Annotated in this window: 14 protein-coding genes, 1 pseudogene and 1 other annotated feature; of the genes and pseudogenes, 2 read left to right on the forward strand and 13 right to left on the reverse strand. The window is 43.5% G+C overall.

Features of this window, described 5'->3' with window-relative positions; genetic code table 11:
- Positions 1 to 128: 128 nt before the first annotated feature.
- Positions 129 to 638 (reverse strand): general stress protein, encoded by a 510-nt coding sequence (locus tag CHH58_RS07180; protein ID WP_095234741.1) that lies wholly within the window; start codon positions 636 to 638, stop codon positions 129 to 131.
- Between the two features lie 123 nt (positions 639 to 761).
- Positions 762 to 2039 (reverse strand): tyrosine--tRNA ligase, encoded by a 1278-nt coding sequence (tyrS, locus tag CHH58_RS07185; protein WP_095262258.1) that lies wholly within the window; start codon positions 2037 to 2039, stop codon positions 762 to 764.
- A gap of 52 nt (positions 2040 to 2091) precedes the next feature.
- Positions 2092 to 2297 (reverse strand) — a binding site (T-box leader).
- Positions 2298 to 2415: 118 nt separating this feature from the next.
- On the opposite strand from tyrS, the gene CHH58_RS07190 reads away from it, so the two are divergent.
- Positions 2416 to 5124 carry a transglycosylase domain-containing protein gene (locus CHH58_RS07190; protein ID WP_095262259.1) on the forward strand — a complete coding sequence of 903 codons (2709 nt, stop codon included), beginning with the start codon at positions 2416 to 2418 and terminating at the stop codon, positions 5122 to 5124.
- Positions 5125 to 5158: 34 nt separating this feature from the next.
- On the opposite strand, the gene ccpA is transcribed toward CHH58_RS07190, so the two are convergent.
- Together ccpA and CHH58_RS07200 are read right to left on the reverse strand one after the other, a co-directional pair.
- Entirely contained in the window at positions 5159 to 6154 is a 996-nt protein-coding gene (gene ccpA / locus CHH58_RS07195; protein ID WP_095226571.1) for a catabolite control protein A, read from the reverse strand.
- A gap of 171 nt (positions 6155 to 6325) precedes the next feature.
- The gene (locus tag CHH58_RS07200; protein WP_095226570.1) at positions 6326 to 7420 is read right to left on the reverse strand and encodes a bifunctional 3-deoxy-7-phosphoheptulonate synthase/chorismate mutase; all 1095 of its coding nucleotides are present in this window, start codon (positions 7418 to 7420) and stop codon (positions 6326 to 6328) included.
- A 187-nt stretch (positions 7421 to 7607) separates the two neighbouring features.
- Between CHH58_RS07200 and pilM the strand changes: the two genes are divergently transcribed.
- A complete protein-coding gene (gene pilM, locus CHH58_RS07205; RefSeq protein ID WP_095262260.1) occupies positions 7608 to 9731 on the forward strand; it encodes a pilus assembly protein PilM in 2124 nt (707 codons plus the stop codon).
- A gap of 30 nt (positions 9732 to 9761) precedes the next feature.
- On the opposite strand, the pseudogene CHH58_RS18350 reads toward pilM, so the two are convergent.
- The 9 genes and pseudogenes from CHH58_RS18350 to CHH58_RS07245 all read right to left on the reverse strand — a co-directional run.
- A pseudogene (locus CHH58_RS18350) lies at positions 9762 to 9875 on the reverse strand (YrhK family protein); the annotation flags it as partial.
- Positions 9876 to 9883: 8 nt separating this feature from the next.
- Positions 9884 to 10219: a bacillithiol system redox-active protein YtxJ gene (ytxJ, locus tag CHH58_RS07210; protein WP_095226568.1), complete on the reverse strand. Its 336-nt coding sequence runs from the start codon at positions 10217 to 10219 to the stop codon at positions 9884 to 9886.
- A gap of 62 nt (positions 10220 to 10281) precedes the next feature.
- Positions 10282 to 10716 (reverse strand): YtxH domain-containing protein, encoded by a 435-nt coding sequence (locus tag CHH58_RS07215; protein ID WP_038562301.1) that lies wholly within the window; start codon positions 10714 to 10716, stop codon positions 10282 to 10284.
- Between the two features lie 30 nt (positions 10717 to 10746).
- Positions 10747 to 11229, reverse strand: a complete 483-nt coding sequence (locus CHH58_RS07220; RefSeq protein WP_095226567.1) for a DUF948 domain-containing protein — start codon at positions 11227 to 11229, stop codon at positions 10747 to 10749.
- A 163-nt stretch (positions 11230 to 11392) separates the two neighbouring features.
- Positions 11393 to 12697, reverse strand: a complete 1305-nt coding sequence (gene murC, locus CHH58_RS07225) for a UDP-N-acetylmuramate--L-alanine ligase (protein ID WP_095233763.1) — start codon at positions 12695 to 12697, stop codon at positions 11393 to 11395.
- 243 nt (positions 12698 to 12940) lie between these two features.
- Positions 12941 to 15679, reverse strand: coding sequence for a DNA translocase FtsK (locus CHH58_RS07230; RefSeq protein WP_249275060.1), 2739 nt, complete (start codon positions 15677 to 15679; stop codon positions 12941 to 12943).
- 178 nt (positions 15680 to 15857) lie between these two features.
- Positions 15858 to 16457, reverse strand: coding sequence for a YtpR family tRNA-binding protein (ytpR, locus tag CHH58_RS07235; RefSeq protein ID WP_095226566.1), 600 nt, complete (start codon positions 16455 to 16457; stop codon positions 15858 to 15860).
- Position 16458: 1 nt separating this feature from the next.
- The gene (locus CHH58_RS07240; protein ID WP_095226565.1) at positions 16459 to 17280 is read right to left on the reverse strand and encodes a DUF1444 domain-containing protein; all 822 of its coding nucleotides are present in this window, start codon (positions 17278 to 17280) and stop codon (positions 16459 to 16461) included.
- An 18-nt stretch (positions 17281 to 17298) separates the two neighbouring features.
- Positions 17299 to 17616 (reverse strand): thioredoxin family protein, encoded by a 318-nt coding sequence (locus CHH58_RS07245; protein WP_038562318.1) that lies wholly within the window; start codon positions 17614 to 17616, stop codon positions 17299 to 17301.
- Positions 17617 to 17633 lie beyond the last annotated feature (17 nt).

Below are 17633 nucleotides of genomic sequence, written 5' to 3' on the forward strand. Positions count from 1 at the left end.
TTGTATGCGCTTTCATTACCATCGTTTGAAGAATGTATGTACAGCATGGGACGGAACCAATTTATGTTTTCGCACACAAAAATAGCTTCATCAGCACAGCAGTGCTGATGAAGCTTGAATATGTTTCTTTATCTTCTTGTCTTATTCAATTCATTCGCATTCTGATCTTTCGTATTCGGCTCCGCATGAAGTCCGTCATTCGGTTTATCGGCTGCATACAGACCATCTGCCGTCATACCTTTTTCACCTTCTGTCGCATGATCACTACGGTCTCTTGCAGTTGCAGTACTGGCAGCAGTAGTAGGGTTTGCTGGTTTATTTTCTGCATACAGCAGTACCTTCCCCGCCTTCAGTTCATCTGCATAACGATCCTTATCAGTTTCTGAAAGACTAAGGTTATTAAGAACTTTCTCTTCCGGTTCCTCACTGGAAAAGAAGGAGGCGAACTTTGTTCCGAAAGAGCCATTCGCTTCTTTGTAATGAACATCTCTCTTATCTCTGAGAATGCTCGTATCAGGTTTCTTGTCTACAATGACTGTTATATCTTCTTCTGGTACGCCTGCAGAGATTAACTCGTTCACTCGTACGATTGCATCACTTTCGTTGATGAATGTTTCGATTGTATTTGTATTAACCATTGTTTTTACCTCCTATTGATTTACTTTCTAGTAAATTCCTAAGGACTAGATGGTTATTACTTTCCCCCTATTATTTTAATGAAACATAAAAAGCACTGTCCGGATCGGACAGTGCTTTTCTTATTAAGCAAATTTCAATAATGTATATTTTTTCTTTCCGCGGCGGATGATAATGAACCGTTCATCAATTCGATCCGCTTTCGTAAGAACACGTGATACTTCTTCTTCTTTTTCACCATTGATACGAATCGCACCATTTGTGATGTCTTCTCTTGCCTGTCGTTTTGAAGGGGAGATTCCTGCTTCCACCAACATATCTACAAGCGGTTTGTCTTCGTCAGCTGCCGTGTGAGACGGTACATCCTTGAAGCCTTGCTCGATTTCAGCACCATTGAGGGAAGCGATATCGCCGCTGAATAGAGCTGCGGATATCTTGATTGCCTGCTCTAATGCTTCTTTACCGTGTACCAGAGTTGTCATTTCTTCTGCCAATTTTGTTTGAGCAAGACGTTTTTCCGGTTCATTCTCAACACTTTGTTCGAATGTTGCTATTTCTTCAAGGGACATGAAAGTAAAGTATTTCATGAACTTGATTACATCGCGATCATCTGTGTTGAACCAGAATTGGTAGAATTCATAAGGAGTCGTTCGTACTGGGCTGAGCCAAACTGCTCCACCAGCTGTTTTACCGAATTTCGTCCCATCAGCTTTTGTAATAAGCGGCACAGTTAGAGCAAAGGCTTTATCCTGCGCTTCTTCATTATTGCCTGCATGAGTCCGGCGAATCAATTCCATACCAGCTGTTATGTTTCCCCATTGATCACTTCCGCCAATTTGAAGCGTTACATTCTCTTTTTCGTATAAACGCAGGTAATCCAGAGACTGAAGGATCATGTACGTGAATTCAGTAAAGGAAATACCATTTGCCAACCTGGACTCAACAGAATCCTTCGCCAGCATATAATTGACTCCAAAGTGCTTTCCGATATCACGTAGGAAATCAATGATGCTCATCGAGCCGAGCCATTCTCCATTGTTCACCGCTTTGGCAGCATTTTCACCTTCATCGAAATTCAAAATGCCAGCGAGCTGCTTTTGTATGCCTCGACTGAAGCTTTCTACTGTTCCAGCATCATTTAAGTTACGCTCATCAGAGCGTCCGCTTGGATCCCCAATCATTCCTGTTCCTCCGCCGATAAGCGCTATCGGACGGTGACCTGCCTGTTGGAATCGTTTCAGCATCAGCATCGGCACAAGATGCCCGATATGCAAGCTGTCGGCTGTTGGGTCAAACCCACAGTACAAGCTCACCTGCTGGCTGGATAGATGCTTCTCCAATCCTGCATCATCACTCGTCTGCTGTATTAGACCTCTGTCTTTCAAATCCTGTAAAATTGACAAATTGACCACTCCTCACTCACATTTGAGAACAAAAAAAAACCCCATCCCTAAAAAAAGGGACGAGGAATAACTCGCGGTACCACCCTTGTTGCAGTATAAACTGCCACTCGGTTTGCTAACGGATATACATCCGTCTCCTGCTCGAACAGGAGAAGCTCCAGCTTGTAATTGGCAAAACAACTGTATACTGACTCGCACCGGCCGTCAGCTCTCTGCAACAGGGAATCGTTCCGCTACTATAACCTTCAACGCAATATTTATTATGACTGTTCCTACATTATTACCATATGAATGGATAAAATGCAACAAGGATTTTGGACTCACTACGAAAATTGACTATTATGGTATAATAGACAAACCAATTCGGGGGTGAAATATGCAAATCAAAGCAATATGGACGAGAATTAGCAAACGAATTGCGGAAGCTTGGAAGGCTGGCCGAATTCAGCGGAATTCTCGTATCACATATGACGTCATCTGGAACTTATTCCTCTTTTTCCTGCTTATAGCTGGCGTCGGGATTTTCTTTGCTGCTGGGGCTGGTGCAGGATATTTTGCATCACTTGTGAAAAGTGAGCCTGTCCGTTCCTATGACTCTATGAAAGAAGATATTTATAATTATGAGGAGACTTCTTCCATCTACTTTGCTGATAATGTCTTCCTCGGTAATATCAAAACTGACCTTTACCGGGAAGATGTGAAACTGGATGACATTTCACCATATGTCGTCAATGGAATCATCGCAACCGAGGATGATAATTTCGAAACACATGATGGTGTTGTACCGAAATCTATTCTTCGGGCTCTTATGCAGGAAGCGACGAATTCAGAAACGAAAACTGGTGGGAGTACGCTGACACAGCAGCTTGTCAAAAATCAGATACTCACCAATGAAGTATCCTTCGAACGGAAAGCAAAGGAAATCATCCTGGCGATGCGATTGGAAAAAGCGATGAATAAGGATGAAATTCTGGAAGCTTACATGAATATCGTTCCGTTCGGAAGGAATGTTTCCGGAAATAATATTGCCGGTGTACAAACTGCAGCTCAAGGTATCTTCGGTGTAAACGCGAAAGATCTCTCTTTACCGCAAGCCGCTTTCCTAGCCGGATTACCACAAAGTCCAACAGCTTATTCGCCATTTACAAACAGCGGAGAGCTAAAGGAAGAAACTGCCCTTCAGCCCGGTTTAAATAGGATGAAGCAAGTACTTAACCGGATGTTTGATGAGGGCTATATCGACCAAAAGGAATACGATGAAGCAATTGGCTATGATATAACAAAAGATTTTGCAGAAGCAAAACCTGCTTCTACTGATGACTACGGCTATTTAACTACCGAGGTCGAGCAGCGTGCGGCAGATATTATTGCGATTCAGCTCGCTGAACAGGATGGCCATTCTGAGAAAGATCTGAACAAAGATAATGACCTGAAGAACGAGTATCTTGAAAAAGCAGAACGCGATATTCGTCAAAAAGGTTATCAAATCCATACGACAATCAACAAAGATATGTATGTTGCGCAGCAGAAAATCGCAAAAGACTATGCGTATTACCAGCCAGATCATTGGGTGGAACGGACAAATAGTGACGGAGAAACAGAAACTGTTTCCGAGCCGATCGAAGCCGGTTCCATCATGATTGAAAACAGTACTGGTAAAATACTAAGTTTTGTTGGCGGACGAGATTATGAGAAAAACCAAGTGAACCATGCTACTGACACAAAACGCTCAAATGGTAGTACGATGAAACCGTTGCTTGTGTATGCTCCAGCGATGGAAGAAGGTACTTTACAGCCGGGAAGTGTCATTCCCGATGTAAGTAAAAGCTTCGTCATACCTGGTCAATCGAAATCTTATAGTCCTGGTAACTATGGCGGCACTTATCATGGTTTAGTAACGGCCCGTAAAGCACTGGAGCAATCTTACAACGTTCCTGCAACCAGAGCATACGCGGATATATTGAATCTGGATCCTGCAAGCAAATATGTGGAGAAGATGGGGATTACCACTTTAACAGAGGGTGATCATCACAATCTCTCAGCAGCTTTAGGTGGGATAGCATATGGTACAACGGTAGAAGAAGACGTTAACGCTTATGCAACCTTCGGTAATAACGGAGAGTTCACTGATGCCTACATGATTGATTCCATCTCAACAAAAGACGGCAATGAAATCTACAAACATGAGTCTAAATCGAATAAAGTGTTCAGCCCGCAAACGAACTATTTGATGCTCGATATGATGCGGGGTGTTCTAGATAGTGGTACAGCTACCTATGCGAATTCGCAGTTGTCCAATAAAAATGTTGATTGGGCAGGTAAAACTGGTACATCCCAGGATTATCATGATTCTTGGTTCGTAGCTACCAATCCAAATGTAACAGTCGGTGTATGGATGGGTTATGATAAACAGGATTCCATCCAGACTTCAGGAATGGGATACAGCCAGCGAAATCAGCTGCTTTGGACACAGTTGGTGAACAGTGCAACCAAAATCGATCCAGACATAATGGCTCCTAGCGAGTCATTCAAACAGCCTGACGGTTTAACGAAAGCGTCTTATTGCGCAATTGGCGGCGGGAAACCGACTGATCTTTGTAAACAAGCGGGTATGGTGAAAACCGATCTGTTTGATAAGGATCATGTGCCGACAAAAGCAGATGATAGTCTGATCAAACAAAATGGCAAGGTCGTCCTCAATCCTGACTTTGTAAAAGCAAATGAACTAGAGGGAGTCAGCATTGAACAGCTCTTCCCTAATAATGAGAAAGTACAAAAGCTGATTGGAAAAGCAGCAAGCGGCAGTACTGCAAAGAAGTCAGATGATAAAAATGACACCGTGAAGACAAGTTCCGGTGCACCGCTTCCGCCTACAAATGTACAGAAAGCTGATGACAAGTTAACGTGGTCGCAGTCAAAAACAGAGGACATAAAAGGATATCGCATTCTGCAGAAGCAGGGAGATAGCTTCAAACAGATCGGATTTAGCGATCAATCCTCATTCAATCTTCCTGACAATGATTCCACTTATCAAATTAAAGCTGTTGGTAAGGACGACAAAGAATCCGAAACAATTACACTATAAAAAAACTAGCGTATCCGATTGGATACGCTAGTTTTTATTTTGTAGAATTTCGTTCGATGATGCGATGAGGAAGAATGACGTTCTTGTCGGATACATCCTCTTTATTCATCAGCTTCGTCAATAGACGCATTGCTACAGCACCGATATCGTAAGTAGGCTGTACAACGGTGGAAAGTGTCGGACGAACCATCGTTGCAAGTCTTGTATTGTCATATCCTACCACTTCAATATCCTCCGGCACACGCAGTCCATTATCCTGGAAGCCATGGATGACACCTAGAGCCATTTCATCAGAAGATACGAATACAGCAGTAGGACGATCAGCCAAGTCTGTTAGTTGTTTCGCAGCATCAAGACCAGAATTGTACGTATTGTTGGCTTTTACGATGTATTCCTGTTTCACTTCAGCATTATTTTCCGTTACAGCACGAAGATAACCTTTGTATTTCTGGTTATTTGTTTCAGCTTCTGCCGTTCCTGCAACAAAAGCCGGATGCTTATGATTATGATCGACAAGCAATTTAGTTGCTTCATAAGCTGCTTGCTCATAGTCGATAGCTACAGTAGGAATTTCGCTTGTTCCTTGTCCAGTTGCTGCAATGACGATTGGTACAGGAGATTTATCGAACTGCTGCAGCAGCTCATCACTGATTTTACCGCCCATGAAAACGATACCGTCCACTTGTTTCTCCAGCATGCTGTTGAAGAGTGTTAATTCTTTTTCTGGATTTTGATCGGAATTGCTCAGGATCATATTGTATTTATACATGGTTGCAATATCTTCAATCCCGCGCGCAAGCTCAGAGAAGAAGATACTGGAGATATCCGGTATAATTGCTCCGACTGTTGTAGTTCGTTTGCTTGCAAGCCCCCTAGCTACTGCATTCGGTCGATAACCGAGCTGTTCAATAGTGCCGAGTACTTTTTTCCGGGTTGCAGGTTTTACGTTCGGGTTGCCGTTTACCACACGGGAGACAGTTGCCATCGATACGTTCGCTTCGCGGGCAACGTCGTATATGGTTACATTCATTGTGTCATTTCCTCCTATATACCTTACACGATTCCAATCACCTAAAGATGATAATAATAATTTGTATGTTTATTCACATATTCTCTACCCATTATACCAGAGTTTAGAACATTTCAGTAGAAAGAGATTCAAAAAACCCTTGATACTATAGGATTGCTATGGTACCAGTTGTCAATTTCCGGAAGGGACACGACTGGCATAACTGCTGTGGGCAATAAGATCACGATAAAATGCATCAAATCGCGGCAAGTCCATTTGTTGCGCCGCATCAGAAAGGGCCACAGCCGGATCCGGATGAACTTCCGCCATAATACCATCCGCACCAATTGCAAGAGCTGCTTTTGCTGCCGGAAGCAGCAAATCACGCCGGCCAGTGGAATGCGTAACATCGACCATAACTGGAAGATGTGTTTCTTGTTTTAAAATCGGTACAGCAGTAATGTCCAACGTGTTCCTTGTTGCAGTTTCATACGTACGGATTCCACGTTCACATAGGATAATGTCATTATTCCCGCGGGAGCTGATATATTCTGCTGCATGGATGAATTCGGAGATGGTCGAGCTCATGCCGCGTTTCAAAAGAATTGGCTTCTTTACATCACCAGCTGCTTTCAACAATTCGAAGTTCTGCATATTACGAGCACCAATCTGAATGACATCCAAATACTCGGCTGCCTTCTCGATATCCTCGGGTGCTACAATTTCACTGATGACGGCCAAATCGTACGTATCAGCAATTTTTTTCAAGATCCGAAGCCCTTCCTCGCCTAAACCTTGGAAATCATAAGGAGAGGTGCGCGGCTTAAAAGCACCGCCACGCAGAAGCTTCAAGCCTTTTTCCTGCAGTGATTCGGCTACTATGGCTGTCTGTTGGTAACTTTCCACAGAGCATGGTCCAAAGACAAACTGCGGCTCTCCATTCCCTATTTCCGTACCTTTGATAGTAATGACCGTGTTTTCTGGTTTGCGGCGCCGTGATACAAGCAGTGCCTTATGCATATCATCTTCCTGCAGTTCAAGGCTGGCTTTGAAGATTTCCTTGAACAAATGCTGAAGTGTGGCATCCTGAAATGGTCCTTTGTTGTTATCCGATATGACATTCAGCATATCTCTTTCCCGTACCGGATCAAAGCGCTTCGTTCCTTGCTTTTTTTTCACTTCGCCGATTTCCTGAACAAGTTTGCCTCGTTCATTTATCAAAGCAAGCAGTTCAAGGTTCACTTCATCTAATTTCTTTCGCAGTACCGTTAATTCATCCATATTCATCGCTCTCTCCCACTCTCTATCTAGTATATCCAGCTCAAGTAATTAGCAATCATTATAGCTAAAAGTTTACGCGCTGTCATCCACAAATAGTGTAGAATGACAGTAGGAGCTTTAAATGAATCCAGAAGTTTCATTAAGCTGTAGCGTTCAGTGAAGCTAAGAGTTCAATGCAGAAAGGAATATCGTTTTGAAGGAAAGAATTTTCGCCTTGGATATTGGAACTAGATCCGTTGTCGGTATGCTTCTTGAAGAAGATGCTGGCATTTATACATTGATAGATTACGAGATAATTGAACATGATGAGCGTTCGATGCTTGACGGCCAGATTCATGATGTAGTAGCTGTCGCACAGGTTATCATGGAAGTGAAAGTTAAACTTGAGGAAAAACACGGTCAGCTGCATAAAGTGTGTGTCGCAGCTGCAGGACGTTCGCTGCAGACAAAACGTATCCGAATGCAGCATTCGATAGCCGAGCGAGGTGTATTGGATCGAGAGCAAGTGCAGCATCTGGAGCTCAGTGCTGTACAGCAGGCACAATATGAAATTGCTCAATCGAAGGATAAGAGTACCGATTATTATTGTGTCGGTTACTCTGTTCTGCATTATCAGCTCGACGAGCAGGAGATCGGTTCGCTGATAGATCAGCAAGGCAAAGAAGCAAGTGTAGAGATTATTGCCACTTTCCTTCCAAAAGTCGTTGTAGAATCTTTATTATCGGCATTAAAGCGCAGTGATTTGGAGATGGATGCACTCACATTGGAGCCAATTGCTGCAATCAGCGTTCTTATACCACCATCAATGCGTCGTTTGAATGTAGCATTGGTTGATATCGGTGCTGGTACAAGTGACATTGCCATCACGAATGAAGGAACAATTACCGCTTATGGCATGGTTCCAAAAGCCGGCGATGAAATCACAGAAGCGATAAGTGATCATTATTTGCTCGATTTTCACGTCGCCGAAGCGGCAAAAAGAGACTGGGCTGAAATAGGGACAATTACGACGATGGATATTCTCGGCTTTGAACAGCAGTTAGAAGCTGACAAAGTAGAACAGGACATAGGCCATGCAGTCGACCAGCTGGCAGAAGCAATTGCTGTAACTATTATTCAGTTGAATGCAGTTGCCCCAAAAGCTGTTATGCTCGTTGGAGGCGGCAGCCAGACACCTGGACTGGCTATGCGTTTGGCGAAACGGCTTGAACTGCCGGAGAATAGAGTAGCTATTCGTGGAACAGAAGCCATCCAACCGCTTGTGAAAACGGATAACGTACCATCAGGTCCTGCTTTTATTACACCCATCGGCATTGCCTTGGCAGCCAAACAGAATCCTGTCCATTATGTCAGTATAATTGTCAACGGACGGGTCATTCGTTTATTCGATATGAAAAAACTGACTATTGGAGATGCATTACTGGCAGCAGGGATACAGGTAGCACGTCTTTACGGGAAACCGGGAGCCGCTTGCATGATCACTTTCCAAGGGAAACAGCTCACTCTTCCTGGCACATTAGGACACGCTCCAACTATACGGCTAAACCAGCAGACGGCAAGTCTTGATTCATTGATTAAAGATGGAGACAAACTGGATGTTGAAGCGGGAGCCGATGGTTTGCCTGCACAAGTGACTGTTAGCGATATAACAGGAGATCTAGATCCGATTACTGTCTTCTATAATGGACGATCTTATCAGGTGAAACAGCAGCTGCTCGTAAATGGACAGCCAGTCCACCCAACATATCAGCTCAAAGACAGAGATGGAATTATCTTACAGCGAACTACAACAATAGAACATTTCTTACATGAACAGCAGTTGCCTTTGCCGGCATTGCCAGATGACATGGAATATGAAGTCTACATAAATGATAAGCTAATGTCGATTGATTCGTTTAGTCAGGTGTTTACCATCAATGAAATTCCAGCACGATTACGTGATCAGGTGAATGATGGAGATAGTATCCGTATCACTGAACGCAGATCACCAACTGCATCTGAGCTGCTTTCTCATCTTCAGACGGATAATCAGACGAGTTTGATAGTTGAGTTCAATGGAAAAATACTTAAGCTTACTCCTCCCGCAGCACAGCTTTATAGTGGAGATAAACCGTTGGAACATGAGGAGCGGATTCCTAGCGGTGCCCGACTTCAAATGCGTGTAGCCACAGATCAATTCATTATCCAGGATATTTTCCGGTTTGTTGATATAGATTTGACAAAGATTAGCGGAAACTTCCAATTATATAAAAATGGAGACAAAGCATCCTTCCATGATACTTTGTCTCCACACGATAAAATAGAACTGACCACATAAAAAAACTGTACGCTTATGCGTACAGTTTTTTTATTGATTTTTCCTATATCGTTTATAGTGAATATCGTGGACAAGAAGGATTGTCGGACGGATCAAGAGAAGCAAACTGCCAGCTGCAAAGAGCAGGCAGCCTGCTGTCTTTAGAAACCTACCTATTTATTGAATCTAGTTTCCTGCTCCCGTAAAACAGCCTCTGTAATATCATGGTGTGATGTATTCCAGATTACTTGATTATTCTCAAAAAGCAATGCCTGCGGAGATTCGTGTCTTACCTCATAACGGTCTGCAATCGTATTAGATAGCTCCCGTGCTTCTTGGACATATAACGTGTACATTGGTATCTGTGTATCAAGGCTATAGCGGTCATACTCCTGCTTCGCCCTTGCACTGATCGGGCAGGTCAAACTATGCTTGAGCAAGTAGAATGATGCATCCCTATTTAATACATCCTGAAATTCCTCTTGGCTTTGAATGACTTTAGCTTCCATTCTGTCAAAACTCCCTTCAAAAATAAACAGACTCCTAAGCAAGATGCTTAGGAGTCTTATAATTAAAGATCCTTGTTACGTTCAATCGTGGATTTCTGCTGTTCCATTTCCAATTCCCTAGCAGCTTCCTCGATTGCGCGCGCTACTTCTTCCGCTGCATCTTCTGCTTCTTTATCGTTTGAAGCTGTGTCATCTGCTTGGTCTTTGGATTTTAGGTTCTTGACTTTGTCCTGTACAGTCTGAGAGGATTCTTTCACCTTATCAGCTACTACACGGGATTTTTCAGTGACAACATCTTTCCATTGTGCACCTTTTTCACTGTACTGTGTTTTCATTTCGCCCGCGCGCCCTTTCAGGGAGCTAGCCTGTTCCGTAATATCGCTGCGAAGTTCTTTACCGGATTTAGGTGCAAGAACAAGAGCAGTCACAGCTCCTACTACGCTGCCGATGATCGAACCAATCAGAAAATCTCTTCCGTTCGTCTTTTTCGTTGACATACTGCATTGCCTCCTATCGCGTCGCTTGGTTTAATGGGATGTTTCTTTTACTGGTAGCGGCTGCTCTGTTGGCTGCACTGCAGGTACAGAAGCGACCTCATTGGCTTCATTCTGCTTCTTTTTCTTCCATAAGTCAAGTATAACTGAGCCCCATTTTAGTACTTGGCCAGTTTGTTCTGTATGCTGTTCTGCTGATAGAGCCACTTTGTTGGACACATTGCGGATAGAATTGTTGAGGCTGTGTACTGTATCACCGATGCCTTCAATTCCGTCAACAAGAGTGTTAAGCTTCTGTGCTTTCTCTCCGATGTCTTCTGCAAGGTGATTTGTCTTGCTGAGCAGCTCTGCTGTTTCGCTCGTAATACCCTGCATTTGCTTTTCGACACCTTCCAATGTGCTTGCTACATCATTTAGTGTGCGTGAAGCAGCTTTCAATGTTTTTGCGAGGTAGATTACTAAGACTGCGAATGCGACTGCTGCAATCAATGCAGCGATGTACCCTAGAATTTCCATAATGATTAGTCAGCTCCTTCTTGGTATGTAGTATGAGTAGTTGAAGCACATCTCATGCTTTATACTCCTTTGTCTAACTACGTTATTCCCTTGGTGTACGTCGTTAAACATAAAAGTACAAATAAAAAAAGGGAGTGATACTCCCTTTTTTAAGTGTAATGGATTATTGGACAGCTTGCAACGACTCTTCATAGCGGGCCTGGAATTTCTGTATGTCACCGGCTCCCATGAATAGAAGGACACTGTCTTCATACTGCTTAAGTACTTTTACATCTTCAAGCTGCAATACTTCACAGCCTGGTATGAGCTCCTGCAAATCCTGGATTGTCAGATTCCCCTTTGCTTCACGAGCAGAACCGAAAATATCACACAGATAAACGTTATCCGCATTTTTCAGACTGTCTGCGAACTCTTGCAGGAAAGTCTTTGTCCTTGAGAAGGTGTGCGGCTGGAATACAGCCACAATCTGCTTATCCGGGTATTTCTTCTGAGCTGATTCTATTGTTACTTCAATTTCTTTTGGATGATGAGCATAATCGTCTACCAATACTTGGCTGCCGGCTTGCTTCTCAGAGAATCGTCGTTTCACACCAGTGAAACCATACATTTCTTTGATTTGATCAGGTGTCATACCTTCCTGATGACATACTGCAGTCACTGCCAGCGCATTGAGAACCTGGTGATTCCCGTATCCAGGAATGGTAAATGTATGATAGAAGCTGCCTTCGATATATACGTCGAATGTCGTGCCATTCGGCTCTTCATGTACATTTTTTGCCTGGTACATATTAGACGCATCGAATCCATAATAATGGATTGGTACATTTGCTTGAAGGTCACGCAAATATGGATCATCACCGCAAGCAATGATACCGTGCTTAACTTGATCGGCCAATTGCTGAAAAGCCTGGAAAACATCCTCGATGTTCTGGAAATAGTCAGGATGATCGAAATCGATATTCAGCATGACAGCATAATCCGGTTTATAAGCTAGGAAGTGGCGGCGGTATTCACATGCTTCAAAAACAAAGTAATCACTCTTAGGCTGTCCGCTTCCAGTTCCGTCTCCGATCAAATAAGAGATCGGGTGAGACTGCTTGAGCGTATATGCCATGAGACCAGTCGTCGATGTTTTGCCATGTGCACCTGTTACTGCTATGCTGCGGAATTTATCCGCATATGCACCCAGGAAGTCATGATAGCGATAAATCGGAAGACCAAGTTTTTTTGCTTCAAGGATTTCCTCGTGTTCATCAGAGAAAGCATTCCCAGCAATGATTGTCAAATTCGGTTTGATATTATCTTTAGTAAATGGCAGTATTGTAATATTTTTATCTTTCAGGGCCTGGTCTGTGAAGAAAACCTTCTCCACATCGGAGCCTTGGACTTTCTCACCTGCATCATGCAGGATCTGCGCCAATGCACTCATACCAGATCCTTTAATACCAACGAAATGGTAAGTTGTCATAATAGGAACCTCCACATAATAATATGTCGCTTTTGTATGGTGTTAGTATAAGTATGTAAAGCGTCGTGTGTCACATATACATGAAAAAAAGCATACTAGCAACAGTATAGCATTTTGTCGGTATTTTATAAATGCAGAATCTCTTCCGTTACGCTTTTTACAGTATATACATAGCACCCATTGTTGGTGTCTCGGATAACAGTACAGCCTGGACGGTCCATAGGACAACATCCAGGCTGTCATTCATTCCGACTGGAGTTGAGCCAGCGAGACGAGTACATCACGCGGCTTGCTCCCTTTCTGTTCGGAGATGACACCTCTCATCTCCATATGATCAATCAATCTGGCAGCACGGTTATAACCGATTTTGAAACGACGCTGCAGCAAGCTCGCACTCGCACTATTGTGCTCGATAACAAACTCGACTGCTTCCCGATACAACTCATCCTCGTCCTCCTCGGACTCTCGTCGCTCGAGCAAATCCTCATGCTGGAAAAGGTACTCTGGCGGTGCTGTCTGTTTCACATATTGGACAACACGTTCTATCTCTTCATCGGACACAAAAGCACCTTGGATACGCTGGGCTTGCCGCGCTCCGTTTTCGACGAAGAGCATATCACCTTTTCCAAGTAATTTCTCTGCACCGTTATTATCGATGATTGTCCGGGAATCGATTGCAGAGGAAACACTGAAAGCAATACGTGTCGGGATATTGGCTTTGATCAAGCCTGTAATGACATCCACGGACGGACGCTGTGTCGCCAGCAGCAGATGGATTCCGGCTGCTCTTGCTTTCTGAGCAATTCGGCAGATGGAATCCTCAACGTCCTGAGGGGCTACCATCATAAGATCCGCCAACTCGTCGATAACGATGACCAAATATGGCATCTTATCAGCGTAACGTCCTTGCTTATCGAGTTTCTCGTTGTACCGTCCGATATCACGGACACCTTCACCGACGAACTTCATGTATCGTTCTTCCATTTCATTAACTGCCCACTTCAAAGCAGCAGTGGCTGCTTTGGTGTCGGTAATGACTGGTGAGACTAGATGAGGCAAGTCATTGTAAGGAGCAAGCTCCACCATCTTCGGATCGATCAACAGGAATTTAACCTGCTTATGATTTGCCTTATACAATAGACTTAGCAGAATAGTATTGATACATACACTTTTACCGGAACCTGTTGCTCCGGCTATCAAACCGTGCGGCATCTTCTGCAGGTTCGTCACAATCGGGTTACCGGAAATATTCAAACCTAGGGCGACTGAAAGCGGCGAATTGTTTCCTTGAAAATCTTCTGTCTCCAGTATTTCCTGTAAGCCAACTTGCTTCGATACGGCATTCGGCACTTCGATTCCGATTGCATTCTTACCAGGAATCGGTGCTTCCATGCGGATGTCTTTGGCTGCCATATTCAGCTTGATATCATCTGTCAGGCTCTTGATCTTGCTAACCTTCACACCAAGATCAGGCTGAACCTCAAAACGGGTGACAGATGGGCCTTGCATTGCATTGACCACGTGTGCGTTCACATTGAAATGTTCTAAAGTAGTCTCTAAAAGCTGGCTTTGCTGATCAACCCATGCATCATTTTCAACCGTTTGTTCGACAGGATCATTCAGAAGATGCATCGGAGGTCTGGCAAAAACCGGCTCTGTCTGCTGAGGGATTTCCTGTTCAACTGGCTCCGTCTTCTCCGAATCTTGGCGGCTGGACAACTTATTATCCTGCAAATTGCTTCGTTTGTCCCTTGGTGTCATGAATACGTTGAAAGGTACTGATTTCCTCACTGGACTGCTAGTTTCACGAAGTCCGGCGTTTGGTATTTCCGTGCTCTCCTTCGCTTGCACCAATTCTTTCTCTTCTGTTTGTTCTGCTGAATGAGCTATTTCTTCGGAAGCATCAGTTTGCACGACAGAGTCGTCGGTTATTTCCATCTCAGTTGTTCTGTTCGGAGCAGTCTCTTCTGCTGCACTGTGTACTGCTTCGTCTTGAATAGCCTCTTCTGCTGCGAGATCATCAACTTCGTCCTCTACTTTGGTGCCTTCTTCTAAGTCCGGAGCATTGTCTTCTTCTATCCTATCTACCGATTGATCCAGAACAATTTCTTCTGTAATGTCTGCTGCTTTATTCAAAGCAGCATCTTCTATATCAACTGATTGGTCCAATGCAGTCTTTTCATCTATGCTAGCTGACTCTTCCTCAAGCTGAATTGGTTCAGGTTGAGGAACTTCCGCTGTTTCGGAAACCGAAATCTCCTCGATTATCTTTTCCTCTGCAACACTCGTATTTGTTTCTTCTAAAAGAGTTTCTTTATATTCTAATTCTGCTGCCGTAATATCCGTTTTCTCTTTCGATTCCAATATAGGATATTCCAGCGTGGTATCTTCTACTGGAGCCTGTTCAACATGAATATCGAACTTTTTTTCTTCCTGTACTTCGGGAGTAACCGTAGTAGCAGATGCTGCGATTCTTTTCCAATCTGCCCGGTCTTGAATGGATGCCAGAGTTACGATATCCGCGACTTCTTCCTTCCGCTTGCGGAAACCATATACAGGAGACGGAACTTCAGTCGGTTGGAAAGGTTTCTTTTCTGCCTTTGGTTCCGGATCTTTTCTTTCTGGCTGGCGCTGCCAGTTTACGCTGGAAGGCCGCTCTTGCACTTTCGGTTTTTCAGGCTGCCGTGGCTGCCGCTTTTCTGGTATCTTTGTATCTGGATCTGGTTGAGCTCGATGACGTACTGGCCGCACATTTGAGGCTGGAGGTTTTGTACTTCCAGACTCATCCGGTATCATTGGAAACCGAAAAGCACGTTCTTTCGGGTATGTATAAGCCATTTTTGCTTGTGGCTGCTGATTTGTCTGATACTGTTTCTGTACTTTTTGTTCAGAAGCGTTCCGTGATTTCAGCTCTGGTTCTTCTTCCACTACTACTTCGGTCATAAAAAAGTTGCTTAGAGCTTGCCTAAGACGCTCCCACATAGTAAAACTTCCTTTTTCAGTATAATATCTTCATTTTAGCAGGTTTTCACAAACCGTGAATAGCTTTACCCTAAAAACATTCCATCAAAACTTAAAAAATACGGCGGTTCTCCGGCATTTCAGTGCCAATTACCTAAAAAAACACCGGATACGTTTGTATCCGGTGTTCATTTCCCTATTAAGCTTCAAAAACCTGCCCGACTTTATAGGAATCGTCCAGCACATAAATTCCTTTTTCTTCCGGTGCGTTTGGCAGACCCAGCTCTTTTTGTGAGCAAATCATACCAAAACTATCTTCACCACGTAAATTGCCGGCTTTGATTTCCAAACCGCTCGGCATGATGGCGCCCACTTTCGCAACTACCACTTTTTGACCTGCATCGACATTTGGTGCACCACAAACGATTTGTACTGTCTCATCTCCAAGATCGACTTGACAGACACTCAGTTTATCAGCGTTGCTGTGCTTTTCCTTTTCCTTAACAAATCCGACAACGAATTTAGGTGTAAGGTCTACATCAAATGCATCTTCTAAGTTGTTCTGACGGAAAATATCACGAATTTTGCCGGCAAATTCCTCATCGACCTGCACTTTGCCTGCTGTTGTGATATTCAAGTATTCAGAAGCGCGGAAAATATTATAACCGACTAGGTCATCCTTATCTGTAATCCGAACAACATCTCCGAATCTCTCTTCTTTAATGGAATGACGATCTCCTTGCTTGATAGCGAGCAACAATACGTCACCGATTCCTTGTTTGTTATAAAATGCTTGCATCTTACTTTTCCTCTCCCTTGGCAGACTCTGGTCTATTGCGTGCCATAATGAAAACTGGCTCCAATTTCTTATCTTCGTAAATGAATGGTAAAGATGTGATTGGTACACGGCCTTCTGCAAAATATTTCATGGTTATCTGTGCTAATATATCATAACCAGTCTTATTTTCAATATCCGCTATAATCAGCACATCCTGGTGAGGCACAGCTACAAGCACATCCCCCTTTGCATTCGCACGGAATCCTTCTAAAAGTGACTCGTTCAATATGCGGCTGGCATCGTAGCCATCCTGTGTCGCAATAAAGTAAAAGGAATTATCTGCAACCCTGTCTTCTTTCAGTTCTGTAGAGAGCCTTCTAGCATTAAATGCAGCAATTTCCCGCAGACGTTCAATAGTCCAGCCTTGCTCCTCCATCATTTGTTCGTCAATGAGACGGTACGATTTACCAAGGTCAAGCGCGTAATAAATTCTCGTTTCTGCCGTATGCTCCGAATATACCATCTTCAGTCCGGCTTTCGTTTTAGATGGAAAAGAGGTAGCTCGTATAACTGGAAAGACATGCTGTTCGTTTCCTTCCAGGTGCTGCTCTTCATGCATGACACGCAAAGCTTCTTTTACATGCTGTTCGAGTTCATCCAGCGCTTTTTCGCCACGCGTCTCATACTTTGCAATAATATTTGGAAGTGCGAGCGTCACACCTTCCTTCGTATCCTGCCATTCTACTCGGAATTTGCTCTTATCCCGGTCATAGGAAGTGCGCCATGCAGGATTCTGCAGACGATCCTCTAATTTTTTCTTCATTTTCAAAGCAGTCATTTTCATAAGTTATACTCCTTGCAGTTATTGCGGTAAGGATTCGATGAAAGACTCGATTTCCTCTTTAGACTTGCGATCCTTCGAAACAAATCGTCCAATTTCTTCTTCTTTATTAAAAGCAACAAAACTTGGAATACCGAATACATCATATTGCTGACATACTTCAATGAACTGATCTCGGTCTACATGGATGAATTCGAATTCGCTGTATTTCGCTTCGATTTCTGGCAGTTCCGGCTCGATGATTCGGCAGTCCGGACACCAGTCAGCAGAAAACATTAAGATTGTTTTGCCATTTTGAAGTATTTCTTTGAGTTGTGCTTCTGATTCTAGGTTTTTCAATTTAAAATGCCCCCATT

Source organism: Terribacillus saccharophilus (genome assembly GCF_002272745.1).
In the GTDB taxonomy this organism is placed as follows: domain Bacteria; phylum Bacillota; class Bacilli; order Bacillales; family Amphibacillaceae; genus Terribacillus; species Terribacillus saccharophilus_B.

Excerpts from the sequence above, each read along its gene's own strand:
- CHH58_RS07180 (WP_095234741.1), bottom strand. The coding sequence starts at position 638 with ATGGTTAATACAAATACAATCGAAACATTCATCAACGAAAGTGATGCA.
- CHH58_RS07190 (WP_095262259.1), top strand. The coding sequence starts at position 2,416 with ATGCAAATCAAAGCAATATGGACGAGAATTAGCAAACGAATTGCGGAA.
- ccpA (WP_095226571.1), bottom strand. The coding sequence starts at position 6,154 with ATGAATGTAACCATATACGACGTTGCCCGCGAAGCGAACGTATCGATG.
- CHH58_RS07200 (WP_095226570.1), bottom strand. The coding sequence starts at position 7,420 with ATGAATATGGATGAATTAACGGTACTGCGAAAGAAATTAGATGAAGTG.
- ytxJ (WP_095226568.1), bottom strand. The coding sequence starts at position 10,219 with ATGGAAGCTAAAGTCATTCAAAGCCAAGAGGAATTTCAGGATGTATTA.
- CHH58_RS07215 (WP_038562301.1), bottom strand. The coding sequence starts at position 10,716 with ATGTCAACGAAAAAGACGAACGGAAGAGATTTTCTGATTGGTTCGATC.
- CHH58_RS07220 (WP_095226567.1), bottom strand. The coding sequence starts at position 11,229 with ATGGAAATTCTAGGGTACATCGCTGCATTGATTGCAGCAGTCGCATTC.
- murC (WP_095233763.1), bottom strand. The coding sequence starts at position 12,697 with ATGACAACTTACCATTTCGTTGGTATTAAAGGATCTGGTATGAGTGCA.
- CHH58_RS07230 (WP_249275060.1), bottom strand. The coding sequence starts at position 15,679 with ATGTGGGAGCGTCTTAGGCAAGCTCTAAGCAACTTTTTTATGACCGAA.
- ytpR (WP_095226566.1), bottom strand. The coding sequence starts at position 16,457 with ATGCAAGCATTTTATAACAAACAAGGAATCGGTGACGTATTGTTGCTC.
- CHH58_RS07240 (WP_095226565.1), bottom strand. The coding sequence starts at position 17,280 with ATGAAAATGACTGCTTTGAAAATGAAGAAAAAATTAGAGGATCGTCTG.